The sequence below is a fragment of the Porphyrobacter sp. TH134 genome, from assembly GCF_002855495.1.
Lineage (GTDB): Bacteria > Pseudomonadota > Alphaproteobacteria > Sphingomonadales > Sphingomonadaceae > Erythrobacter.
This window is the reverse complement of record NZ_PKRO01000018.1, coordinates 1-24,327: the sequence shown is the minus strand read 5'-3', so window position 1 is coordinate 24,327 and position 24,327 is coordinate 1. Positions and strand designations below refer to the sequence as shown.

The following is a 24,327-nucleotide window of genomic DNA, read 5'->3' as shown; positions in this document are numbered from 1 at the left end:
TCAGATCCAGCGCGCCTCGCGCAAGGCGGTAACCTGCGCGCGGGCAACCGGAGCTTCGATCCCGCGCGCCAGCTTCAGGCGGATGTTGCGCCCGTCGCGCACCACGTCCTCCACCGCGCTGCGCGCCACCCACCAGCTGCGGTGCACCTGCATGCCTTCACAATCGCCGATCAACGCCATCGCATCGCGCAGCCGCATCAGCACCAGCGCCGAGCCAAGGGCGGTGTGGACGCGGACATAGTGGTCCTCCATCTCCAGCGCGATGATGTCGCTGCCCAGTTCCGGTGGCAGCTGATCGAACAAAGGGTTGCTGAGCGGCGCTGCGGCCGGAGCGACGGGCGCAAAGGTCACCGGCACCGCAACAGGCACCGCCGCGGTCACCGCCTCGGTCAACGGCGCCCGCGCGCCGCCCTGCACCAGATTGAACAAGAGCGTCACCGCACCGCCGATGACCAGAACCGAAAAATAGGTCGCCATTGCCGCCTCAAGCCCGGGCCAGCGCAGGCTACCCAATGGTGCACTGTTGATCGCGACGACCGCAACGCTCATCGGCACTGTGCCCACCAGCACTGCCGCCGTGAGCACGCCCCAGCGCGGCAGGGCCAGCGTTCGTTCGCCCCACATGGCCACGCCCTGCATCGGGCGGTAGCAGGCATAGCCGAGCCACGCGAAACCGATCCATGTCACCAATCGTTCGGGAAGCGGCGCGGCGATACTGCCGAACGGGCCGATAATGGCGAGGAACACCCCGATCACGGCCATCGCCGCCAGATCGATGATGATCCGGCGCAAAAGCGCGTGTCGCGGTGAGGCCGGCTGAGCGTTCATGGCGCTGGTCTGACTGCCCGTTCGCGCTTCGTAAAGTGGCAAATCACCGGCTTTCCGGCCATTTCGCGTAACGCCCGGGCGATTGGCGCAAGGGCGATTGCCCGCGAATGGCCCGGCGGCATCCTGTCCTCAGCAACCACCTTGCACCCTTCAGGAGACCCGCCATGACCACCATCACCCTGCCCTTTGCCGCCCGCCGTCCCGCTTCCACCCGCTTCGACATCGGCCCGGTCGCCCGCACCGCCATCAGCCTGTCGTGCTTCACCATGTGCTTTGCCGTGGTGGTGTCACTGGGGAAGGTGGCGCTCGGCATGGTCGAGGGGATTGAGGCCTATGCCAAGCTGCCGATCATCCTCCACGTCGCCGCCGTGCTGCCGACGATCCCGCTCGGCGGCTGGCTGCTGCTGGCGAAGAAGGGCACGCCGCTGCACAAGCAGCTGGGCAAGGTCTGGCTGGTGCTGATGCTGATCACCGCCACCACCGCGATCTTCATCCAGACAAGCGGCACTTTCAGCTGGATCCACCTGTTCGTACCGCTGACCTTCCATGCCGCCTGGAAGGTGATGTCGACGGCGCGCAAGGGGGACATCAAGGCGCACAAGGCCCATTTGGTGCGCACCTACCTCACCGCGCTGATGATCCCCGGCATTGCCGCCTTCGCGGTGCCCGGTCGGCTGATGAATGTGATGCTGCTGGGTTGAGCGACACGGCCTTGCGCGACGCGACGAGCGGCTTAGGGTGCGGCCCCATGATCAAACGCGCCCCCCTGCTGCTCGCCGCAACCGCCCTCGTCGCTGCCCCTGCCTTGGCCGAGGATGCGCCCGCCAACCCCGCCACCAGCACGACTGAAGCCAGTTCCGGCATCGGCCCCGGCGCACGGCCCGTGGGCGCGCAGTGGAGCCGCAGTCCAGTGATCGCCCCCCACGGCATGGCCGCCACCGCCCATCCGCTGGCGACCCAGATTGCGCTCGATATCCTGAAAGCGGGCGGATCGGCCGTCGATGCGGCGATTGCCGCCAACGCGGCGCTCGGGTTGATGGAGCCCACCGGCAACGGCATCGGCGGCGATCTGTTCGCGATTGTCCATGATCCCAAGACCGGCCAGCTGATCGGCATCAACGGATCGGGCCGCTCGCCAGCGGGCCAGACGCTTGATCAGCTCAAGGCCAAGCTGCCCGCTGGCGCGACCAGCCTGCCGCCTGTGGGGGTGCTGCCCGTCACAATCCCCGGCACGGTGGATGCATGGTTTGATCTCCACGCGCGCTTTGGCAAGCTGCCGATGGCTGACGTGCTGGCCCCCACCATCCGCTATGCCCGCGAAGGCCACCCGGTCGCCCCGGTGATCGCGATGTATCTGGACCGCGGGCTCAAGAACTACGAACGCCAGCGGGCGCGCACGCCGTTCGAGTTCGAGAATGCCAAGGCGACCTACTTCAAGGATGGCCGCGCGCCGCAGGCTGGCGAGATGTTCCGCAATCCCGATCTGGCGAACACGTTGGAGCGGATCGCCAAGGGCGGCCGTGACGAATTCTACGCCGGCGCAACCGCGCGCACGATGGTGGATTACCTCCAGCGGCAGGGCAGCGCCTTCACCCTCGCCGATTTCGCCGCGCATGACAGCACATGGGTGGATGTGGCCTGCGTGGAATACCGCAGGGGTTACGAGTTGTGCGAACTGCCGCCGAACTCGCAAGGCTTCGCGGCGCTCCAGATGGTCAACATTCTGAAGAATGTGGACCTCAGCCAGTGGGAGCGCGGCAGCCCCGAGGTGATCCACACCATCACCGAAGCCAAGCGCCTCGCCTTTGAAGACGCCGCGCGGTTCTATGCCGATCCGGCCTTCGCCCGCGTGCCCGCAGAACTGCTGTCCGATGCATACGGCAAGCAGCGCTTCGCCCTGATCGATCCGGCGCGTGCCACGCCGGCCTTCACCCCGGGTGCGCTCATCGCCCCGAAACTCGAAGGCGAAGGCGACACCACCTACCTCACCGTCGCCGACAAGGACGGGATGATGGTGAGTCTCATCCAGTCCAATTATCGCGGGATGGGCGGCGGATTGGTGGCCGATGGATTGGGGTTCATGTTCCAGGATCGGGGCGAGCTTTACAGTCTCGATCCCGCGCACCCCAACGCCTATGCCCCGGCCAAGCGCCCGTTCCAGACGATCATCCCGGCCTTCATCCGCAAGGACGGCAAGCCGTGGATGAGCTTTGGCCTGATGGGCGGCGGGATGCAGCCGCAAGGCCATGTGCAAGTGCTGATCAACCTCGTCGATTACGGGATGAATTTGCAAGAAGCGGGCGATGCCGCGCGGCTGCACCACGATGGCGGCCGCCAGCCGACCGATGCGCTGGCGGGCAGCCCTGCCGATACCGCGCCGGTCGATATGCTCGGCGTGTTGCAGCTTGAACCCGGCATTCCGGCCGCGACCGTCGCAGCCCTGAAGGCGATGGGCCATAATGTCGAGGTCGAGAGCACCGGCATCCCCTTTGGCGGCTATCAGGCGATTGTCCGCGATCCGGTGACCGGCGTTTACACCGGAGCGACCGAGATGCGCAAAGACGGGCAGGCGAGCGGTTACTGACCGCGCCTACGCCCGCCTGACCGGCACCTGCGTTAACGAGGCTTTCACGCAATTGGGCTAATTCCCTGTTATCGAGCCAAGATTTCACGCACAGGGCCGCATCCATGTCGCTGATCAATCCCACCTCGGTGCCGCAGCTTGCCGCGCGCTATCCGCGTGATGCGAGCCGCCTGCGTCACCAACTCGCCGCAGAGCCACTGCTCGCCTATCCTGCGCTGGCCCAGGCCGCGCGCGACCTGCCGCGCCAGCACGTCGAACGCCGGGTGCATGATGCCGGCAATGGCGAAGCCTTCCGCCTGCTCGACGATGATGCCCACCCTGCCGATTCCATCGCCGCAGGCGGGGTAGCTTCGCAGTGGATCATGCTACGTTATATCGAACAATTGCCGGCCTATCGCGCCTTGCTGGAAGGGCTGCTGCACGAACTGGCTCCGGTGATTGGCCCGGCAACGGGACCGGTCTGCGACATCAAGGGCTTTGTCTTCATCTCCGCACCCGGCACGCACACACCGTTCCACTTCGATGCCGAATACAACATTCTGTTCCAGATCGCGGGTGACAAGGTTTTTGCCGTCTATCCGCCCGCGCCGCCCTTCATCGATCTGGCCAAGCGTGAGAGCTATCATCGGGCGGGTGAAAACATGCTCGACTGGCAACCCGATTACGCCGCCAAGGGCGATCAGCACCTGCTGGCGCCGGGCGACGCGCTGTTTGTTCCCTATGCGGCGCCGCATTGGGTGCGGGCGGGCGATGCGCCGTCGATCTCGCTTTCCGTAACGTGGCAAAGCCGCCAGACCCGGTCCGTCGCCGATGCGCTTACGCTCAACCCGCTGCTGCGGCGCTTCGGTCTGCGGGCCTATGATCCGCAGGTCAGCGCTGACGCCCCGTGGCTGCGCGCTGCGGCCAGCCGGGTCGGTCAAAGGATGGGCCTGCTGTGAAGCTGTTTGATGAAACCTTGCTGGTTGCCAGTCCGGACGCCCCGTCCACCGCAACGCTCGCCACTGCATCCGACCTGCGGGTAACGCTTCACCGCCCGGCTAGCCTGTGCCAGTCGGCACGGCGGCATTGGGCCAACCTCACTGCCAGTGCCGCGCCGGGCAACATCTTTGCGGCCGACTGGTTCATGGAACCGGCGCTACGCCACTGCGGACACGAACGGTCGCTGCGCTTGGCAGTGGTCGAGAACGCGGCAGGCCTATGGCTCGGCGCCCTGCCCTTGACGCTGGAGCCGCAGATCGGTCGCTGGCCAGCACCCACTTGGCAGGGATGGCATGCGGCCAACCAGTTTATTGGCACGCCGCTGATCCGGGCCGGCGGGGAGAAAGCCTTCTGGCAAGCCTTGTTGGCGCATTTCGACCGGCACCCGGGGCTGGCTCTGGCGCTTTACATCGACACCCTGCCGCTGACCGATCCGGCGAGCCTTGCCCTGATTGGCCTGTGCGCCGAACAGGGGCGCGCGCTGCATGGCCACCACACCTTTACGCGCCCGGCGCGGATCGCAACCAGGCCTGTCAGTGACGCAACCGCCGATGCAAACAACAGCGATGTGAAAAAGCTCAACAAACGGCTCGACGGGCTGGAACGCAAGCTCGCGCAAGCCCACGGCCCGGTGGCGTTGGTGCTGCACCAGCAATCCGAGGCGTGCGAACCCTGGTTGGCGGCCTTTCTCGCGCTGGAACGCGCCGGATGGAAAGGGCGCGCCGACAGCGCCATCGGCTGCCACAAGGCGACAACCGGATTGTTCCGCGAAGTGATCCGCGAAGGACACAAGCGCCATGCCGTCCGCCTGGCAAGCCTGATCGCGGACGAACGGATTGTGGCGATGACCAGCTGGCTGGTTGCAGACGGCCATGGCTATGGCTTCAAGATGGCCTTTGACGAAGCGTTCCGCAGCTTTGCGCCGGGTCGGTTGCTGATGCGCCGAGTGGCTGCTTTGGCCAAGGACGAGGCGATTACCCTGTTCGATACCTGCGCTGTGCCGGATGCACCGGGCGATCCGCTATGGCCGGATCGCCGTGCCTTCGGCAGCTTCGCAATAGGGATCGGCGGACGGGCGCGGAAGGCGGCCTTCAATCGGCTGATGGCGATGCAAACGGCCTGGCACCGGCTCTGAATTCGGCTTGACCATCCTTGCCGTCGGCATAAATATGATATCATAATTATATCGTCGATGGAGATTCGTCATGTCCTCTGCTGAACCCTATGCCCTTAATCGCAGCCGCGAAATCCCGGCTTCTACCCAGAGCGGTTATGTGATGCTGCTGGTCGCGCTGCTGCTGGTCGGGGCGGCGGCTTGGCAGTTCATCGGCGCGGTCGCCCTGGCCGAGCCGGATGCGGTGCGCATGATCGGGGCGATCATCACCGGCTTCATCGGCCTGCTGATCCTTTGCGGCTTTTACATGATCAACCCCAACGAAGCTGCCGCGATCCAGCTGTTCGGCGCCTACAAGGGCACCGACCGCAACGAGGGCCTGCGCTGGGTGCTGCCCTGGCTGACCCGCAGCAAGATCGCGGTGCGCGCCAACAACGTCATCTCGCAGACCATCAAGGTCAATGATGCGCGCGGCAATCCGATCGAAATGGCAGCCCAGGTCGTATGGCGCGTCACCGACACCGCGCAGGCGCTCTATGATGTCGATGACTACCGCGAATTCGTGACTGCGCAGATCGAGGCGGCGGTGCGCTCCATCGGCTCGCGCTATCCCTATGACGATATCGAACATCTCGAAATCACCCTGCGCGGCAATCACGAGGAAGTGGGCGTGGAACTGCGCGCTGCCCTGATCGAACGGCTGGCGGTCGCCGGGATCACCGTGGACGAATGCGGCCTCACGCACCTTGCCTATGCCCCCGAAATCGCCGGGGCGATGCTGCGCCGCCAGCAAGCCGAAGCGGTGATCTCGGCGCGCAAGAAGCTGGTCGAAGGCGCGGTGACGATGGTGGAAATGGCGCTGGCCCAACTCAGCGAGCGGGGCGTGGTCGATCTTGATGACGAACGCAAAGCGGCGATGGTGTCGAATCTGATGGTGGTGCTGTGCGGTGAACGGGACACGCAGCCGGTGGTCAACGCCGGGTCGCTCTACTGATCCTGCCATGCCTGCCAGAAAAGCCTTCCCCTTGCGCCTTGATCCGGCGCTGCACGATGCGGTCCAGCGCCTCGCCGATGCCGACCTGCGCAGCGTGAACGCCGAGATCGAGGTGCTGCTGCGCGAGGCCTTGGCGCGGCGCGGGGTGAAGGTTGGCAAAAGTGAAGCGGTGCGGCGCGGCCGTCCGCCCGGCGCTGCAACCAGGGGAACAAGCGATGCGTGAACAAGACAAGCCGTTCGTGATGGTGCGGCGCGGGCCGTGGAACTTCACCATCATGCCGCGGGGCAAGGCCGGATGGGCCCAATTTGCGGCGTGGATGGTGGTCTTCGCGGTGCCGACGGTTGCCTTCGCCATCGTGGCCGAGAGCCTTGAAGGCCGCCCGGAATTCTGGGCCGCGCTGGCGGCCTATCTGGCCGCGGTGCTGGTGTGGAGTTTTGCCAGCATCCGCTGGATGAAAGCGCGGGCCGAGGTGATTGATGTCGAGGCCCTGCTCCGGCAGAAGCGCGCACATGATCGCAAGCAGCGACGGTAACCGTTCCGATTGCGGATAAGGGCAAAGATAGCGCTGTATTTTCACAAAAAGATTTTATATTGACCGCTCAGTCCAACGGGCGCTTACAACAACAACCGTGTTACTTTCACGCCATCGTGGACCCGCAAAAAATGTTGGTGCGGGCCGCAGGAGAGGATCATGCGCAACTCTGACAAGCCCTTCGTCGTCTACCGACGGGGCCCCGGTAGCTTCACCATCGTTCCGCGCGGAGCGAAAGGTTGGGCACAATTGGGCGGATGGTTGGTGCTTCTCGCCGGCCTGGTCGGATGGTTTGTCATGCATGCCGAAACCTATGGGGACCAGCCGGAGTTTGTTCATGGGCTTGTGCTGTTTTGCGCCGGGCTGATCGCCTGGACTGTGTGCGCGATCTGGTGGATGCTTTCACGCGGCGAAGTGGTGGAAGTCGCCGAACTGATCCGCCAAAAGCAATACGAACGGCGCAAGCAGCGGCGCAGCAAATAGCTTTGGCCCGGCGCTTCGGGTGGACGCGGCGGGAACAACCGAAGGGCGCAACAAGCCATGCGAACATGCGCTTCCGAATCTGGTTCGGATTTGAACCCTCGGTATCGGCTTTTGCCGGTGGCGGTAATGGCGGCGTGTCATTTCAGTGTGACCGCGATGCTTGGCGGGATTGTCGCACCCGCCGACGCCGCGGCCCAGCAGGCCGACCCGCCTGTCACACCGGCGCCGTGGCCTGAAGAATTGCTGATCGAAAGCGGCTCTTTGATCGCTATCACGATCAACGGCGTGCCGTTGCAACTGGAAGTGAGCGCGGAGGCGTTCGGACCGCCGGTCATCAACCCCGGTGTGGCTGAACGCCTGCGACTGGTCCCGCAATTCCGGCGCGAGTGGCGCTTTGGCCCGGTTTCGGTAACCGGACAGGGCGCTCCGGTGCTCGCAGATTTTGGCCAAGGTCCGGTGTCAGTGCCGCTCGCTTGGGCCAACCGCACCGCATCGGCCACTGCCGATGGGGTGATTGGCATCCATCACCTGCCCTATGCGCGCGTGACGATTGCCCTTGCTCCGCCGGTTTTGGGCGAGAGCGTTCAGCGCTTCCCCTTGATGCGGGCCGGGGGCACGGGCAACACCCGCCTTGGCACCGAGGTGACCGTCGGCAAAAAGCGGTTGATGATGATTTTCGTGCCCGAACGGGCCGAAAACCTGATCACAGCGCCCACCGCCAATTTCATTGCCACCCATCAGGATGGCGGGTTCGAACCCGATACCGACGGGATGGCCGAGCTGGATTTTGCCGTCGAACGCCCAACCCGGATGATGCGCATCGCCGCCCCGATCATGCTTGGCGATCTGGCGGTGGAGCGCTTTGCGGTGCGGGTCGAGGATTACGGCGATCCCAAGCGCGTGGGCGAAATCGGCGCAAACGATCCGCGTTTCGACAAGGACCAGATCCTGGTCAGTGCGCGCAAGGGCCGCGGCAAACCCGATCTGCTGACCCGGATCGGCCGCGATCAGATCGCGCAATGTTCGCGCATCACCTATGACCTTGCTCTGAGCGAAATCCGCTTGAGCTGCGGCCCCGCGCCCGAGTAGCGGCGCAGCAATAAGCGCGGGCAAAAGCGCTGCTTACGCCTTGGCCGCGTGCTCCGCCCGGGCCAATTCATGCAGCCAATCGGCATGGCGCGGGGCCTGTTTGGTCTGCGACCACTCCTCCAGCATGACAGGCGCGACGCGGGCAAGTTCGGCATATTGCTCGGCCGTGCCGATATCGGCGGCCAGTTCCACCCGGTGCCCGTTGGGATCGAAGAAGTAGATCGACTTGAAGATGCCATGATGCGTCGGGCCGAGCACATCGATGCCCTGCGCCTCGATATGCGCCTTGGCCGCCAGCAGCGCTTCCTCCGAAGGTACCTTCAGCGCCAGATGCTGCACCCATGCCGGCGTGTTCGGGTCCTTGCCCATCGCCGGCTGGTTCGGTAGTTCGAAGAAGGCGAGGATGTTGCCGTTCCCCGCATCGAGGAAGATGTGCATGTAAGGATCATATTCGCCCGTGGATGGCACGTGATCCTCGGCAAAGGCGGTGGTGTAGGTCATGCCCAGCACGCGGGCGTACCATTCCACCGTCTCCTTGGCATCCTTGCAGCGGTAGGCGGCGTGGTGGATGCCGGCGAGGTTAACAGGGTGGGTCATGGTCCTTCACTCCAAATATTCGTCATGCTGAACTTGTTTCAGCATCCATCGCGCCGCCGTGAGCCCTGCTCGATGCCGAGGGATGGACCCTGAAACAAGTTCAGGGTGACGAGAAAGGTTTACTCCGCCAGTTCCTCGACGTTGAGCACACCGCGGATGATCTGGTCGCGTTCGAGGCTTTCGAACAGGGCCTTGAAGTTGCCCTCGCCGAAGCCTTCGTCGCCCTTGCGCTGGATGAACTCGAAAAACACCGGCCCGACTTGCGCCTGCGCGAAGATTTGCAGCAGCAGGCGAGGCTGGCCCCCTTCCGTGGCCCCGTCGAGCAGGATGCCGCGCATCTTCAATGCCTCTACATCCTCACCGTGGCCCGGCAGGCGTTCGTCAAGCATCGCATAATAGGTCGCAGGCGGCGCGGTCATGAAGGGGACGCCGAGTTTCTGGAGACGGTCCCAGCAGGCCAGCAGATCGTCGCAGATCAGTGCGATATGCTGGATGCCCTCGCCGTTGAACGCCTTCAGGAACTCGTCGATCTGGCCCTTGCCGCCTTCACCTTCTTCATTGAGCGGAATGCGGATCTTGCCGTCGGGCGCGGTCAGCGCCTGCGAGGTGAGGCCGGTATATTCGCCCTTGATGTCGAAGAAGCGGATCTCTCGGAAGTTGAACAGGGTCTCGTAGTAATCGGCCCAGTACTTCATCCGCCCGGTGTAGACGTTGTGGGTCAGGTGATCGATCGTGTGGAAGCCCGCGCCAACGGGGTGCTTGTCCACGCCGGGCAGATATTCGAAATCGATGTCGTAGATGGTGAGGCCATTACCGCCGCTCGCGCCATCATAACGATCGACCAGATAGAGGATCGCCCCGCCGATACCGCGGATCGCGGGGATGCGCAGTTCCATCACGCCGGTCTGCACCGCGACCGGCTCCGCGCCCTTGGCGATCAGGTGGTCATAGGCCTTGGCCGCATCGCGCACGCGGAAAGCCATGCCGCAGGCAGACGGGCCATGCTCGCGCGCGAAATACCATGCAGCGCTGCGCGGTTCGTAATTGGCGATGAGATTGATGCCGCCCTGCCGCCACAGGTGCACGTCCTTGGACCGATGCTGCGCGATACGGGTAAAGCCCATCGCTTCAAACACCGGCTCAAGCACGCCCTTTTCCGGCGCGCAGAATTCGACGAATTCAAACCCGTCGAGCCCGGCGGGGTTATCGAACAGGTCTTGGGTGGGCGCGTTCATGTCTGCAATCCCCGCTGGCGAGATAGTTTCAATTGAAACCATCTACCCTAAAGGGACGATTCGCGCAAGGCAGAGGCAATCGAACTGTTCCCCAATCCCGTTCGGGCTGAGCTTGTCGAAGCCCCGCACTTCTTCTTTGGCTGACAGATGAAGTGAAGTACGGCCCTTCGACAGGCTCAGGGCGAACGGGTTAGGTTATGACCCGCCCCACCGTGCGCCCGCGTTCGTCCTGCTCCAGGGTCAATCGTGCGCCGAAAGGCTCGCCACCCTCGAAAGCCGCCGCCGTGGCAGGGTCAGTCAGATCGGCATTGCCCACCACCCGATCGCCTGCGTCGGAGCGGCCGATGAAGATCGCCTCGGCGCCCTTGGGGCCACGGTTAATGGTGTAGGTCTCGACCGTTGCGGCATCGACCGGGCCTTTCGCAACCGGCACCTTGTCGGTCGCCTTGCGGAGCACGGCGAAGCGGTCGTTCGCGGACCAGTCGGCGGGCGCGGTGGAGTATACGCCGGTGGCGTATTTGCTCATCCACCCTCCATTCGCGCCCACCAAAGCGTAGGAGCCCCGGTCGCCGCGCACCCGCTGTACGGCCTCGGCGATGGCGTGGGCCGAGTAGTTGTTCCCCGCCCCGCCGAAGAACGGCAGGCCGCCCGTCAGCGTCAGCCCGCGCGGGTCGTCGACTGACAGTCCGAAGTGGTCGCACTGGTTGAAGACGGGGATCGCAAAGCACGAATAGAAGTCGATGTAGCGCATGTCGCTGATCGACTTCCCCGCCCGCGCCAGCGCCGCATCGACGCTGGCGAGCGAGGCGGGGTTACCCGCGAGGTCAGGCCGCTGCGAGAGCTTCAGCTCGGTCGCGGCGGTGACGGCGTGGATGTGCACCCACTTGTCCTCTGGCACGCCCAAGGCGCGGGCGAGACCAGCGCTGGCGACGATGATCGCCGCCGCCTGATTCACCTGATCGCGGGCCACCGTCATGCGCGGATAGGGTTCGGCAACGATGCGGTTGCGGTCGGTGACGGTGGCGAGTTCCTCGGCGCTGCGCTCCACCGGAGCCGCCGAGTGAGGGTTCGCCGCCGCGACCTTGGTGAAAGGCGCAAACAGCTTGCCGATTTCGAGCCGGTATTCCTCCAGCCCCATCCCGAGCTTATGCCGCCGCGCGTTCTCGGCCAGCGCATAAAGCGGGATCGCCCCGCTTGCGCCGTGCATGAATAGGACGGGCTCCATCAGTTCGTCGACGCCGAAGCCCTGATCCTCGAAGTCGCCGCCGATGGCTTCAGACCAGTCGGGGATTTCGCCCTTGGCCGACAGCGCGAGCACGGTCGAGATCACCTCGCTGCCGACGATCACCGCACACTGGCTTGTTCCCGCCGCGATGGCAGTGGCGAATTCGCCCACCAATTGCTGGTTGGTCTGCCCGCCCGTCGTGGTCAGAATCGCCCGCGCAGGGTTCGCCCCCGCCCGCTTGGCAATCGCGCGAGGCACATTGTCCGCTGCGCCGAAAGGCGGCTTGCGATCCGGGCGCGACATTTCAAAGGCGCGGATCGCAGCGAGGGTGTCGATGGCATCCGCCACCGACCCACTCGCTCCGCTATCGGCAATCGCCCCCGCAAGCGCGCGGCCCGCGAGGTCCATATAGGAGAGGGCTTCGTAGCCCGGCTCGCCCACCCTTTCCGAATATTGGCCCACCCCGATGATGACCGGGGTGTTATCTGGCACGTTAGTCGACAAAGCCGTCCACCCGCTCGACGATGATCGCAGGCGCCATGCCGCCCGCCGCGCACATCGTGACGAGGCCATAGCGCCCACCGCGACGCTCCAGCTCGTCGATCACGGTGCCGATCAGAATCGAGCCGGTCGCGCCGATGGGGTGGCCCAAGGCAATCGAGCCGCCGTTGACGTTGACCTTGTCCCAATCAAGCTCGAGATCGCGCACGAACTTGGCGGCGACGACCGCGAAGGCCTCGTTGATTTCGTAGAGGTCGATATCGTCCTTGGTCAGCCCGGCCTTCGCCAGCACCTTCTTCGCCGCAGGGACCGGCGCGTTGAGCATCAGCGTCGGATCATCGCCCATGTTGGCCGTGGCGACGATGCGCGCGCGCGGCTTCAGCCCGTGCTTCTGCGCATAGTCCTTGGAGGTGATCAGCACCGCCGCCGCGCCATCGACCACGCCCGAGCTGTTGCCCGCATGGTGGAAGTGCTGGATCTCCAGATCAGGGTACTTCTGGTTGATCAGCTTGCGGAAGGTGGTGCCATTGGCGTCCAGCGGCACGTCGGCGATCTTGGGGAAGGCCGGTTCGAGCTTGGCGAGGTCTTCGCGGGTGGTCTGCGGGCGCGGATACTCGTCATGGTCGAGCAGCACCGTGCCATCATCGGCCACCACCGGCACCACCGACTTGGCGAAGCGGCCCGCGGCCATCGCCTCGGCGGCGCGCTGCTGCGAGCGGTAGCCGACCTCGTCCAGCTCTTCGCGGGTAAAGCCTTCCATGCTGGCAATCGCATCGCCGCAAATGCCCTGATGCGACTGCGGGTGCACGGCTTGTAGCCGCTCGTTATAGCTGCCCATCATCGGCGGCTTGATCCCGGCGCGCATCTTCTCTTGGCTCATCGCGGCGGTGAGGCTCATCATCTCGGTGCCCCCGGCGATGACGCAATCTTCCATCCCGCTCATCACCTGCGCCGAGGCGAGCGCAACGCTGGTGATGCCGCCGCCGCAGAAGCGATCAAGCGTCGTGCCGGACGAAGTAATGTCGAAGCCTGCGTCGAGCGCTGCCATGCGCCCCATGTCGCCCGCCTGCATTCCGTCCTGCGTGCTGACCGACCAGATCACATCATCGACCGTCGCAGTGTCCAGCCCGTTGCGATCCTTGATCGCCTTCAGCACGGTTGCTGCCAGATGCTGCGGATGTTCAGCGGCCAGCGCGCCCTTGCCCTGCTTGCCGATCCCGCGCGGGGTGCGCACTGCGTCGATGATGTAAGCCTCAGCCATGATGATCCTCTCTTCCGTCATATTGAAATTGCGGTTGACGTCTCCGTAAACCGGCTGCACCACTCGCACAAGAATTGCGTTTCAAAATGCAATCACAATTTTGACAGGAGAGAAGTGACGTGAGCGACACCACCGCCCCCGAAGTGCTGACTGAAGTCGAGGACGGTGTCCTCATCGTCACCATCAACCGCCCCGAAGCCAAGAACGCCATGACGAAGGCGGCGTCGGAAGCGATCGCAGCCGCGATGGACCGGCTGGATGCCGAAGACGATCTGCGCGTCGGCATCCTGACCGGCGCAGGCGGCACCTTCTGTTCGGGGATGGACCTCAAGGGCTTTTTGCGCGGCGAATCTCCCAGCGTCGAAGGCCGCGGATTCGGCGGCGTGGTGCAGGCCCCGCCCGCCAAGCCGCTGATCGCCGCGGTCGAAGGCTATGCGCTGGCCGGGGGTCTTGAACTGATGATCGCCTGCGATCTCGTGGTGGCCCATTCGGGCGCGAAGTTCGGCATCCCCGAAGTGAAGCGCGGCCTTGTGGCGGCGGCGGGCGGCGTGATGATGCTGCCCGACCAGATCCCCGAACGCATCGCACTGGAACTGGCGCTGACCGGCGATTTTATCGATGCGAACCGCGCCTACAGCCTCGGCCTCATCAACGAAGTGACCGATGGTCCGGCGCTTGATGCCGCCAAGGCGCTGGCCGCCCGCATCGCTGCCAACGGGCCTTTGGCGGTGAAGGTGTCCAAGCAGGTGATGAAGCAATCGCGAGGCTGGGCGATGGATGAGCGCTACGCCAAGCAGGGCGCGCTGATCGGCCCGGTCTTCGTCAGCCACGATGCCCGCGAAGGCGCAGCCGCCTTTGCCGAAAAGCGCAAGCCCAACTGGACGGGCAAGTAGCAAAATTCTCCGTTCGCCCTGAGCCTGTCGGAAGCGAAGCTGATCCGTAGGATCAACGGCTGCACTTCACTTTGCCGCCGGCGCAGAAAAAAGTCGGCGCTTCGACAAGCTCGGCACGAACGGTTCTTTGTTTTGAGAGAGAGGATCCACAATGCCCGTCATCGATGTGCCCCAGCCGGCCTTCATGGAAGAAGAAGAAATCGCCATTTTTGCCGACGCGGTCGGCAAGTTCTACATGCAACACGCGCCCCAAAAGCGGGTCGAGAAGTGGCGCGAGGACGGGATGGTCGAACGTGAATTCTGGCGCGAGGCGGGCGCAGCGGGCTTGCTCGGCGTCTCGGTGCCGACCGAATATGGCGGCCACGGCGGCGATTTCCGGCATGACATGGTCGTGATCGACCAGCAGGGCAAGCACGGCGTCGACGGCTTCGGTGCCTCGCTGCACAACACCATTATCCTGCCCTATCTGGTCCGCCACGGCACCGAGGAGCAGAAGCAGAAATACCTGCCGCGTCTGGTGGCAGGCGACCTCGTCAGCGCGATCGCAATGAGCGAGCCGGATGCCGGGAGCGACCTGCAATCGATCAAGACCACCGCGCTAAAGGATGGCAACGGCTACCGGCTGAACGGCTCGAAGACCTGGATCTCGAACGGCCAGCTCGCCGATTTCATCATCGTCGTTGCCAAGACCGATCCGGCGGAAGGCGCCAAGGGTATCTCGCTGCTGCTGCTTGAAACCGACGGCGCCGAAGGGTTCCAGCGCGGCAAGAAGCTGGACAAGATCGGGCTGGATGCACAGGACACCAGCGAATTGTTCTTCGACAACGTCTTCATCCCGGCCGACAATCTGCTGGGCGGTGTGGAAGGGCGCGGGTTCTACCAGCTGATGGGCGAGCTGCCGCAGGAACGCCTGGTAATCGCGATGAACGCCATTTCGGGGATCGAAAAGGCGCTCGATGTCACGGTCGATTACGTCAAGAACCGCAAGGCGTTCGGCAAGACGATCTGGGACTTCCAGAACACGCAATTCGTGCTGGCGGACTTGAAGGCGCGCGGGACGGCAGCGCGGGTGTTCGTCAATGACTGCATCGCCAAGCTGCTTGAAGGGAAGCTCGACGTTGCGACCGCCAGCATGGCGAAATACTGGGTGACCGAACTGCAAAGCGAAGTGGTCGACAAGTGCCTCCAGTTCCACGGCGGCGCGGGCTACATCAATGATTACGCCATCGCCCGCATGTACCGCGATACGCGCATCGCGCGGATCTACGGCGGGTCGAACGAGATCATGAAGATGCTGATCGCGCGTTCTATGTGAGCGCAGTCGCGTAGTCTTGCGGTCGCTCGCGCGACCGTTCCGGCGCGATGATCGCTTTTGGAAGAGGTGGCCCTGCAACGGGCCGCCTTTTCCGTGGCCCCAAAGTCCCTCCCCGTTCGCCCCGCGAATGGGGAGGTGGCGCGCGCCGCGGGCGCGTGACGGAGGGGTAAGCCGCACGTCCCACCCCTCCGTCACCGCTGCGCGGTGCCACCTCCCCATCCCTCGCGGGACGGGGAGGGACTGCGGGAAAAGAAAAGGGCGATCCGGTCGCCCGGATCGCCCTCCTCTCCCGCTCCTTTTTCGGAGCTAACTTGTGACGCGCCTCAGAACCGGGCGCGCAGTGTCACGCCGTACTGGCGCGGCGGCAGGGTGAAGGCCGAACGCGAGTTGGCCGCACCACTGCCGCGCAGGGTGGTGTTGAAGGTCACCCCGCGCACCACTTCGTCCGTCAGGTTGTTGACCCAGCCTTCGATCGCATAGGCGCCGTCACCGAAGCGCAAACCCGCCCGCAGGTTCACGAAGGCCTTGCCATCCTGAATGTCTGCGATGATCGGCGGCGCGTTGTCGATCGCCTGCTGGAGCCCGCCATTGGCCGCGACTTCAGCAGCACCCGGCAGGATAATCGCCTGAGTCGAGGTGCGCTGATCGCCTTCGAGGCGGACCTGGCCTGACAGGAACAGCTCCACCGAATCGTTGATCGGCTTTTCCCACATGGCCCCGGCCAAGGCGACCACCTGCGGCGCATTGGTCAGCGTGTTGCCGCACAGCGCCAGCACCTGCACCGATGTCTGCGTCCCGGCGCAATCATCCGGATAGGTTGCTTCAAGGAAGGTTGCCGCCAGATTGAAGGTCAGCTCGTCGGTGGGCCGGATCACGCTTTCGACTTCGATGCCCTTGGTTTCAGCCAAAGGCACGTTGAAGGTCGCAAAGGCCGTGCCGGTGAACTCCAGCACCTGGAAGTTGCTGAACTCCTCATAGAACGCCGCGACATTGACCGTCAGCGCGCCATTGGGGGTCTGCCCCTTCACACCGATTTCGTAGGCATCAACCTCTTCCGACAGGAAGGTCGGATCAGCGCCGGCGACAGCTGCGGTCGTATCAAGGTTGATCCCGCCCGCCTTGTAACCGTGGGTGAAGCTTGCATAGCTGCTCACAAACGGGCTGAACTCGTAGCCGAGCTTGACGGTGTAGATCAGCTCTTCATCGTCAAAGTCCGACTGGAAGGTCCGCACCAGCGGCAAGGCGGCAGCCTGCGGCAGGTCGGCAGGTGCTGTGAAGCCAAAGCAGCCGAGGCCGATGAACGACGGGCGCAGCGCCGCAGGGATGATCCCGAGGGCACCCAGCGTTGCCGGACAGATCCGGTTGTTGGTTGCCGTCTGCGTGAAGCCGCCCGACTTTTCTTCCCACGAATAGCGCGCGCCCACTGTCAGTTCGAGACCGTCGGTGATCTCGAAGGAGTTATGCGTGAAGACAGCGTAGCTCTTGGCATCCTGCTGGAAGCGGTTGGTGGTGCGCGTTCCGGCCGGATCGACACCGGTGAACGCCGTCAGCGGGTTCGCGCCGAGCTGTCCTTGTGTGGGAACAAACAGCAGCGCGCCGACATTTTCGCCAAAGTCCTGACCCAGCGTGAAGGTGATCGACTGATCGATCGTTTCATCGGAATAGAACCCGCCCACCATATAGTTAAGCTTGCCTTCTGCGGCCTCGCCCTGAAGGCGCAGTTCAGCGGTCCAGTTGTCGATTTCGAGGTCAAGCCCGGGCACGTTGAAAATGTCGAGGCCGGTGAAGTCGGAATCGTAATTCTCGAAGCTCTGATACTTGCGGTACGAACCGATGAAGATCAGGTCGGCGTTTTCCGAGATCGGGAATTCAAGCTCGCCCGTAACCCCGTAATTATCGATATCGGCGATCGGCGCGAAGTTGGCCGAAACCGTGCGATTGTCCAGCGCCTGTTCGAACGCACCCTGATCGCGGGCATTGGGCGAAACCGAAGGCTGCCCATTGCCGCCATTGGCACCCAGGCCGACGGCGGCATAGGCGCCGCCGGTGACCAGCGGCGACTGATACAGTTCAATGGCACCGCAGCAGCTTGATTTGCTCTTCGAATAATCAGCGATGATCCGCCCGCGCAGCCCGCTTTCGGTATCCCAGCCAATCTGGCCGCGCACCAGCCACTGATCGACATCATTGGTCTCGCCGACCTTGGTGCCGGCCCGGTTCACCACATCAAGGAAACCGTCCCGTTCGCGGTAGGCCCCTGTCAGGCGCAGGGCGACTGTGTCCTTGACGATCGGTACGTTGATCGCACCTTGCAGGCTCTTTTCATCGAAATTGCCGTATTCGGCGTTCACGAAGCCGCTGAATTCGGTCACATCAGGCCGGACGTTGGTGATGTTGAGCGCGCCTGCCGAGGTGTTGCGGCCAAACAGCGTGCCTTGCGGCCCGCGCAGCACTTCAACCCGCTCCACATCGACGAATTCGCTGAGCGCCACGCCCGGACGGGCCTGGTAGGCGCCGTCGATGAAGATGCCGACCGCGCTTTCAAAGCCGATATTGTTCGAGGTTGTCCCGATGCCGCGCACCCGCAGCACCACCGAGCCCGAAGCAAGCTGCGCCTGACTGGCGGTAAAGCTGGGAGCGAGGGCTGCGATCTGCTGGATGTTGACCACACGCTGCGCTTCAAGCTGCTGCGGCGAAATGGCTGTCACCGCCAACGGAATGTCCTGCACATCCTGCGCGCGGCGGGTGGCGGTCACGATGATGACGTTGTCGGTGTTGCGGGTCGCCTGTTCCCCGCTATCTTGATCTTGGGCAAAGGCAGGGGTGGTCAAAGCGCTGCAGGCCATCAGGCCGCAGGCGAATGTTGCGAACTTGCGCGTCATGGTTTCCCTCTCTCCACATACCAGCCGGTCTTTGTGCCGGACTTGGGTTAGCGAGCCGAAACCTATCAGGGTCACGCGGCCTAACAAGAGTCGCAGTCAAGTTATGCGGGACAGTAGCAAAAATACCACATAACTCGCTGCAACGCAGCATGACTTCGCATTTGCAGTAAATGCCGTAAGATTATTACCCGGCCATCGCCATCCACTCAGAAGCCGTAGCGTAATCCTGCCCAGAGCGTGCGCGGCACGCCAAGATCTATCGATCCACCCTGGTTGCGGGTGATGATTTTCTCGTCTGTTACATTCTCGGCCCGCAGCACGAGAGCAAGGTTACCCCGTAGCGGAGCGGCCAGAAACACGTCCAAGGTGGTCGCCGGCGCGAGTCGGTCAGCTTCGCGGTCATCCTCGAACTGGGTGGAAACATGGCGCAGCGTTCCTGCCAGCCGCCAGCCGTCAGCCGGCTGCCAGCCAAGCGTCAGCGTGGCGGCGAATTCCGGCGTTTGCGCGGGACGATTGCCGTCAAGCTCCAGCGACGCGCCCTCACCCCGCACCTCGGCATCGGTCCAGGCAAGTCCGGCATCGAGGCTCATTTGCCCAAACTTCGCCGCCGCGTTCGCTTCGATCCCGCGCGCTGCAATCGCGGGCAGGTTTTCGCGGCGGCGCAGATTGGGCGCGATGGTGACATTGGCGATCGCGTTCTTCACCTTGTTGTCGAAGGCGGTGACCGACATCACCAGCGCATTGACGGGTTGCCAGTCGAACCCCACCTCGAAGCCTTCCAGCCGTTCGTTTTCCAGCGCGGCATTGGCTTCGGTCACCACCGGAAAGACCACAAAGGGGCGGTAGAGTTCGTTCAGCGTCGGCAGGCGCAGGCCGGTATAGGCCGCCGCGCGCAGATCAAGGCGGCGAGTGGCATTGAAGGATGCCCCGGCGCGCCAGCTTGCCGTCCAGTCGCTGCGGTCGGGTGCGATGATCGTGCTGACCGGCACGCCATTGGCGCTGATCGCGCGGTAGAAACCATCGGTGATGCTGCTGCGGTCGGCGCGCAGGCCGCCATTGATGAGCAGCGGACCGATCTGCCAGTCATCTTCAAGGAAAATGCCGAGATTGCTGGTGGCCCCGCCCGCGCGCCGCCGCTCGGTAATTGCTCCGGAGACCGCGTTCAGCGCTTCTTCCTGCAATTCGCCATCAGCGCGGCGGTAGTCGGCACCGATGCGGATGTCGTGGCCTTCAAGGATCGGCGGGCGCAGCTCGAACTTGCCGCCGATGCCGGTGGACGGCGTGCGCCGCTGGTCGAGCGTGGGGGTGAAGCGGGTCGAGGAAATCACAATGTTGCTGAAGTCGCGCGTCTGGACATAGGCCAGCGCATCAAACGCCCATTCGCCCCGCCCGACAAAGCGGATCGAGGCTTCTTCGCCTGAGCTGGTGGAGTCCGCACCTGCAAAGCGCAGCGTACGGTCGTCGCGGAAGGTGGCGATACGGGCTTGGACTTCGACCGTGTCGGTCAGCGGCGCCGCGGCGCGAAGCGCGGCATTCCAGCTGTCGAACGCGGCGCGCGCGGTGGCGGGCACGCGCTGATCGGCGGGCGTGGTGAAGAACCCCTGGCCCCGGTCCCAGCGCCCGCTGGCGGTGGCAAAGCCGCGGCCGAGGCTTTGCGTCAGGACGCCTGAGAGTTCAGTCTCGCCCCGGTCATTGATCGCAGCGCTGCCCAGCACCGGCGCGATGCTATCGGGCCCGGCGCTTTCCAGCTCGATCGTGCCGGCCAGCGCGCCTGCACCAAACGGCCCTGATCCGCCGCCGCGGGTAACCCGGATCGAGCCGAGCGTCTCGGGCGCAATCGCCGACAACGGAATATAGCCGAAAAACGGATCGGCCAGCGGCACGCCGTCGAGCAGCACCAACGCGCGGCTGGTGGCGTTACCGCCCAGCGCGCGCAAGGTCACGCCTTGGGCGCTCGGATTGGACGACCGGCTGTCAGAGCGGCGGAACTGCTGGAAGCCCGCAACCCCGCGCAGAACGTCCTCGATCCGGCCCGAGGGACTGGCGACAATCACGTCGCGCTCGATGGTGGTGGTCGCATAGATCCCGGTTGACAGCGCCGCATCAAGCCCGCGTCCGGTGACGATGATTTCGTCGGCCAAGGCGCTCTCCTCCGGCGCGTCATCGGTCAGCGGCACCTCGTCTTGCGCGGTCAGCGGCACGGCGACGGGAAGGAGCAGGGCGGAGGCGAGCAGGTGATGGCGGATCGTCATGATGCGCCGCCTAGACGTTACCGGGCGATGCGTCACCCCTCACAGCGCTCGGCTCAAACTCAGTTGCACTTTGCTATTCAAGACTCGCTTTTGCGCAGGCGCTGTGGTTACATCGTCAAAAAATAGGGAGAGAGGCCCCGTCATGCTCGCAACACCGTCAAACCCCTCTGTGGCAGATTTCGATGTGCTGATCGTTGGTGCCGGGATTTCCGGGATCGGCATGGCCGCGCATATGGGGATGAAAGCCCCGCACCATTCCTATTGCATCGTCGAACGGCGCGATAACCTGGGCGGCACGTGGGATCTGTTCCGCTACCCCGGCATCCGCTCGGATAGTGACATGCACACGCTGGGCTTCGATTTCGAACCGTGGCGTCATGAAAAGAGCATCGCCGATGCGCCCGCGATCCTCGATTACCTTGACCGGATCGTGGACGAGCGCGGCATCCGCCAGCACATCCGCTTCGGCCACAAGGTCATCTCGGCCGATTTCCGGCATGATGACGCGCGCTGGCATGTCGAACTGGAAAAGGCCGATGGTTCGCGCACGCAGATGACGGCGAATTTCGTCTATCTGGGCGCAGGCTATTACGATTACGATGAAGCCTATGATCCCGGCTTCGACTTCGGCGAGTTTGAGGGGCAAGTGCTCCACCCGCAGTTCTGGCCCGACGATCTGGATTACAAGGGCAAGAATGTCGTCGTCATCGGATCGGGTGCGACTGCGGTGACCATCGTGCCGTCGATGGCGCGCGAGGCGGCGCATGTGACCATGCTCCAGCGCACGCCGACGTGGATGTTCTCGCGCCCGGCCAAGGATGCCATCGCCAATTTCCTGCGGGCGATCCTGCCTGAAAAACTCGCCTACCGGCTGACCCGGTTCAAGAACATCAAGATGCAGGACTTCAGCTTCAAACTGGCGCGCGACAACCCGCAGAAGGTGAAGGACGCGCTTTACAAGAAGATCGAAGAGGCGCTGGGCCCCGATTACGACAAGGCGACCTTCACCCCGCCTTATAACCCGTGGGAACAGCGCCTGTGTCTGGTGCCCGATCAGGACCTGTTCACCGCGATGAAGGCGGGCAAGGCGGACGTCGTGACCGGCCGGATCGCCAAATTCGAAAAGGGCGGCGTGCGGCTGGCCGATGGCACTTTCCTGCCAGCAGATATCGTGGTGACGGCGACGGGCCTGAAACTGGCGGTCGCCGGCAAGATCGCGATCAGCGTTGATGGTGATCCGGTCGCCTTCAACCAGCGGTTCTATTACAAGGGCTGCATGTTCTCCAACCTGCCCAATCTGGCGGTGGTGTTCGGCTATTTGAACGCCAGCTGGACTTTGCGCGCCGACATCAATTCGGACTACGTCTGCCGTGTGCTCGAACATATGCGCAAGACCGGCACGACCATCGCCACCCCGGTGCTGACGCCCGCGGGCGAGGCGGCGATCACCGAGGATGACGTGTTCGATTTCTCGTCCGGCTATATCCAGCGCGGCAAGCATATCATGCCGCGCAATTCGGTCAGCTATCCGTGGCGGCTCAATCAGGAATATGTGGTCGATCGCAAGCGGATGAAGGACGATCCGCTGACCGATGGCATCCTGACCTTTACCAAGGCTGGCGCAAATGCGCAGCGCGGCGAGGAACAGCTGGAGGCTGCGGAGTAGGCGATTGTCCTCATTGCGAGGAGCCGAAGGCGACCCGGCAATCCATCACCAGACGGCGCGGGTGCTGAACGGTCAGACCAAGGATTGCCGCGCCTTCGGCTCGCAATGACGAAAGTCTTTTGCTGCGGGCCATTCTCCCCTAATCCTTCGCCATGACTTCTCCCGAAAAAATCTGGACCGCCGGACTCATCGTCATCGGTGACGAAATCCTCTCCGGCCGCACGCAGGACAAGAACATCGCGCAGGTCGCGACCTGGTTGCAGGTGCAGGGCATCCGCCTTGCCGAAGTGCGGGTGGTGCCGGATGTGGAAGCGCGGATTGTCGAGGCAGTCAACGCGCTCACCCTTGCCTATGATTACCTGTTCACCACCGGCGGGATCGGGCCGACGCATGACGACATCACCGTGGACGCGGTCGCGGCGGCGCTCGGCGTGCCGGTGGTCATCCATCCCGAAGCCCGCGCGCTGCTGGAGCGCTATTACGAAACCCGCGGGGGCCTCAACGAGGGCCGCTTGCGCATGGCGCGGGTGCCGGAAGGGTCGGAATTGATCCCCAACCGCATGTCGGGCGCGCCGGGCATCCGGCGCGGCAACCTGTTCCTGATGGCGGGCGTGCCGCATATCACGGCAGGGATGCTCGACGCGCTGACCGGCCAGCTGGAAGGCGGCGCGCCGCTGCTCTCCGAAACGCTCGGCTGCTGGGTCGCCGAAAGCGAAGTCGCCGACCTGCTGCGCCAGACCGAAGCGGCACACGCCACTTGCCAGATCGGCTCCTACCCGTTCTTCCGCGAAGGCCGGGTCGGGGCCAATTTCGTGATCCGCTCGGTCAGCGCCGACGATCTCAAGGCCTGCGCAGACAACCTGACACAGGGGCTCACGAGCAACGGCCATGCGGTGACGCCGGGCGGGATCTGACGTCCCAAGAGACATCATCACCCGGTCTTAACTCTCTTGCGCTACACCGCCCGGGTCATGACGCGGGCCTTCATCACGATTGATACCGAGTATTCCTCAGGGCTTTACACCGGGCCGGGCGCGGCAGACCGGGCGGACAATTTCGCCCGCTCGATCGCGTGCAATACCCCGCAAGGCCCGGCCGGCATCGCGCACAAGCTCGATCTGCTGGCCCGCCATGGCCAGAAAGCGGTGTTCTTCGTCGATCCCATGCCCGCGCTGGTGTGGGGCGTGGCCGCGATTGAAGATATTGTCGGCCCCATCATGGCCGCCGGACAGGATGTGCAGCTGCATTGCCATTCCGAATGGCTGCGGCTGGCGGGCGAGGCCAATCCGCTCACCTCCAAACGCACCGGCCAGAACCTCGCCGACTTTCCGTTCGAGGAGCAATGCCAGATCCTCGATTATGCCCGCACCGTGCTGATGGCGGCAGGCGCGCCTGCGCCGGTCGCGTTCCGGGCGGGCAATTACGGCGCGAATGATGATACCCTGCGCGCGCTGGCCAGCCTCGGTATTGCTTACGATTCGAGCCATTGCCCGGCGATGGCGGGCACCGGTGCCTGCCGCATCAGCCTTGGCCCGCACATCCGCGACCCGCTGGTGCATATGGGCGTGATCGAAGTCCCCGTCGGCAGCATCGGCGCGATGGGCGGCGGACAGCGCCATGCCCAGATCACCGCGCTTTCGCTGGGCGAGATGCTGGCCGCCATCCGCCACGCGCGTGATGCCGGACAGGAGACTTTCACGCTCGTCAGCCATTCTTTCGAACTGATCAACCGTCGCAAGCTGGCCGCCAACCGCGTAGTGCGGCATCGCTTTACCGGGCTGGTCAAGGCGCTGGCGGCCATGTGTCAATGGACACCCAGTGTTACGAGCTAAGGCGACACCCAGTGTTACGAGGTGTCTCGTTGTGACCGTGCGATGATTTCAGGGGCGGGGAGCAT

General features: G+C 64.0%; 22 protein-coding genes. 14 read left to right on the top strand and 8 right to left on the bottom strand.

Annotation, left to right across the window (positions count from 1 at the left end; all coding sequences use genetic code 11):
• Positions 1 to 828 (bottom strand): LytTR family DNA-binding domain-containing protein, encoded by an 828-nt coding sequence (locus C0V72_RS09385; RefSeq protein WP_101793875.1) that lies wholly within the window; start codon positions 826 to 828, stop codon positions 1 to 3.
• A 164-nt stretch (positions 829 to 992) separates the two neighbouring features.
• On the opposite strand from C0V72_RS09385, the gene C0V72_RS09380 reads away from it, so the two are divergent.
• From C0V72_RS09380 to C0V72_RS09340, 9 genes are all read left to right on the top strand, one after another.
• Complete coding sequence (locus C0V72_RS09380; RefSeq protein ID WP_101793874.1) at positions 993 to 1,529, top strand: DUF2306 domain-containing protein; 537 nt, start codon at positions 993 to 995, stop codon at positions 1,527 to 1,529.
• A gap of 47 nt (positions 1,530 to 1,576) precedes the next feature.
• The gene (locus C0V72_RS09375; protein ID WP_101793873.1) at positions 1,577 to 3,412 is read left to right on the top strand and encodes a gamma-glutamyltransferase family protein; all 1,836 of its coding nucleotides are present in this window, start codon (positions 1,577 to 1,579) and stop codon (positions 3,410 to 3,412) included.
• Positions 3,413 to 3,516: 104 nt separating this feature from the next.
• Positions 3,517 to 4,350: a JmjC domain-containing protein gene (locus C0V72_RS09370; protein ID WP_101793872.1), complete on the top strand. Its 834-nt coding sequence runs from the start codon at positions 3,517 to 3,519 to the stop codon at positions 4,348 to 4,350.
• Positions 4,347 to 5,525, top strand: a complete 1,179-nt coding sequence (locus tag C0V72_RS09365; protein ID WP_101793871.1) for a GNAT family N-acetyltransferase — start codon at positions 4,347 to 4,349, stop codon at positions 5,523 to 5,525. Before C0V72_RS09370 ends, C0V72_RS09365 begins: the two co-directional genes overlap by 4 nt.
• A gap of 70 nt (positions 5,526 to 5,595) precedes the next feature.
• Positions 5,596 to 6,498: an SPFH domain-containing protein gene (locus C0V72_RS09360; protein ID WP_101793870.1), complete on the top strand. Its 903-nt coding sequence runs from the start codon at positions 5,596 to 5,598 to the stop codon at positions 6,496 to 6,498.
• Positions 6,499 to 6,505: 7 nt separating this feature from the next.
• Positions 6,506 to 6,721: a toxin-antitoxin system HicB family antitoxin gene (locus C0V72_RS09355; RefSeq protein ID WP_101793869.1), complete on the top strand. Its 216-nt coding sequence runs from the start codon at positions 6,506 to 6,508 to the stop codon at positions 6,719 to 6,721.
• Complete coding sequence (locus tag C0V72_RS09350; RefSeq protein ID WP_101793868.1) at positions 6,714 to 7,031, top strand: hypothetical protein; 318 nt, start codon at positions 6,714 to 6,716, stop codon at positions 7,029 to 7,031. The genes C0V72_RS09355 and C0V72_RS09350 overlap by 8 nt, the downstream gene beginning before the upstream one ends.
• A gap of 159 nt (positions 7,032 to 7,190) precedes the next feature.
• Positions 7,191 to 7,514 (top strand): hypothetical protein, encoded by a 324-nt coding sequence (locus tag C0V72_RS09345; RefSeq protein ID WP_143704558.1) that lies wholly within the window; start codon positions 7,191 to 7,193, stop codon positions 7,512 to 7,514.
• Between the two features lie 147 nt (positions 7,515 to 7,661).
• Positions 7,662 to 8,603, top strand: a complete 942-nt coding sequence (locus C0V72_RS09340; RefSeq protein ID WP_143704557.1) for a hypothetical protein — start codon at positions 7,662 to 7,664, stop codon at positions 8,601 to 8,603.
• Positions 8,604 to 8,636: 33 nt separating this feature from the next.
• Here C0V72_RS09340 and C0V72_RS09335 read toward each other — a convergent pair whose 3' ends face one another.
• From C0V72_RS09335 to C0V72_RS09320, 4 genes are all read right to left on the bottom strand, one after another.
• Positions 8,637 to 9,200 (bottom strand): VOC family protein, encoded by a 564-nt coding sequence (locus C0V72_RS09335; protein ID WP_101793865.1) that lies wholly within the window; start codon positions 9,198 to 9,200, stop codon positions 8,637 to 8,639.
• Between the two features lie 119 nt (positions 9,201 to 9,319).
• Positions 9,320 to 10,435, bottom strand: a complete 1,116-nt coding sequence (gene hppD, locus C0V72_RS09330) for a 4-hydroxyphenylpyruvate dioxygenase (protein WP_101793864.1) — start codon at positions 10,433 to 10,435, stop codon at positions 9,320 to 9,322.
• A gap of 190 nt (positions 10,436 to 10,625) precedes the next feature.
• The gene (locus C0V72_RS09325; RefSeq protein ID WP_101793863.1) at positions 10,626 to 12,152 is read right to left on the bottom strand and encodes an acetyl-CoA acetyltransferase; all 1,527 of its coding nucleotides are present in this window, start codon (positions 12,150 to 12,152) and stop codon (positions 10,626 to 10,628) included.
• Position 12,153: 1 nt separating this feature from the next.
• A complete protein-coding gene (locus C0V72_RS09320; RefSeq protein WP_101793903.1) occupies positions 12,154 to 13,422 on the bottom strand; it encodes an acetyl-CoA C-acetyltransferase in 1,269 nt (422 codons plus the stop codon).
• Between the two features lie 119 nt (positions 13,423 to 13,541).
• Here C0V72_RS09320 and C0V72_RS09315 point away from each other — a divergent pair, with 119 nt between their 5' ends.
• Both C0V72_RS09315 and C0V72_RS09310 read left to right on the top strand, forming a co-directional pair.
• Positions 13,542 to 14,315, top strand: a complete 774-nt coding sequence (locus C0V72_RS09315) for a crotonase/enoyl-CoA hydratase family protein (RefSeq protein WP_101793862.1) — start codon at positions 13,542 to 13,544, stop codon at positions 14,313 to 14,315.
• Positions 14,316 to 14,466: 151 nt separating this feature from the next.
• A complete protein-coding gene (locus C0V72_RS09310; protein WP_101793861.1) occupies positions 14,467 to 15,630 on the top strand; it encodes an acyl-CoA dehydrogenase family protein in 1,164 nt (387 codons plus the stop codon).
• A 323-nt stretch (positions 15,631 to 15,953) separates the two neighbouring features.
• On the opposite strand, the gene C0V72_RS09305 is transcribed toward C0V72_RS09310, so the two are convergent.
• A complete protein-coding gene (locus C0V72_RS09305; protein ID WP_233999872.1) occupies positions 15,954 to 18,512 on the bottom strand; it encodes a TonB-dependent receptor in 2,559 nt (852 codons plus the stop codon).
• Positions 18,513 to 18,718: 206 nt separating this feature from the next.
• The gene (locus C0V72_RS09300) at positions 18,719 to 20,764 is read right to left on the bottom strand and encodes a TonB-dependent receptor plug domain-containing protein (protein WP_101793860.1); all 2,046 of its coding nucleotides are present in this window, start codon (positions 20,762 to 20,764) and stop codon (positions 18,719 to 18,721) included.
• A 142-nt stretch (positions 20,765 to 20,906) separates the two neighbouring features.
• Here C0V72_RS09300 and C0V72_RS09295 point away from each other — a divergent pair, with 142 nt between their 5' ends.
• The gene (locus C0V72_RS09295; protein ID WP_101793859.1) at positions 20,907 to 22,430 is read left to right on the top strand and encodes a flavin-containing monooxygenase; all 1,524 of its coding nucleotides are present in this window, start codon (positions 20,907 to 20,909) and stop codon (positions 22,428 to 22,430) included.
• Positions 22,431 to 22,440: 10 nt separating this feature from the next.
• Here C0V72_RS09295 and C0V72_RS16730 read toward each other — a convergent pair whose 3' ends face one another.
• Positions 22,441 to 22,563 (bottom strand): hypothetical protein, encoded by a 123-nt coding sequence (locus tag C0V72_RS16730; protein WP_267893430.1) that lies wholly within the window; start codon positions 22,561 to 22,563, stop codon positions 22,441 to 22,443.
• 19 nt (positions 22,564 to 22,582) lie between these two features.
• Here C0V72_RS16730 and C0V72_RS09290 point away from each other — a divergent pair, with 19 nt between their 5' ends.
• Together C0V72_RS09290 and C0V72_RS09285 are read left to right on the top strand one after the other, a co-directional pair.
• The gene (locus C0V72_RS09290; protein ID WP_101793858.1) at positions 22,583 to 23,344 is read left to right on the top strand and encodes a competence/damage-inducible protein A; all 762 of its coding nucleotides are present in this window, start codon (positions 22,583 to 22,585) and stop codon (positions 23,342 to 23,344) included.
• Positions 23,345 to 23,401: 57 nt separating this feature from the next.
• Entirely contained in the window at positions 23,402 to 24,262 is an 861-nt protein-coding gene (locus C0V72_RS09285; RefSeq protein ID WP_143704556.1) for a polysaccharide deacetylase family protein, read from the top strand.
• Positions 24,263 to 24,327: the final 65 nt, after the last annotated feature.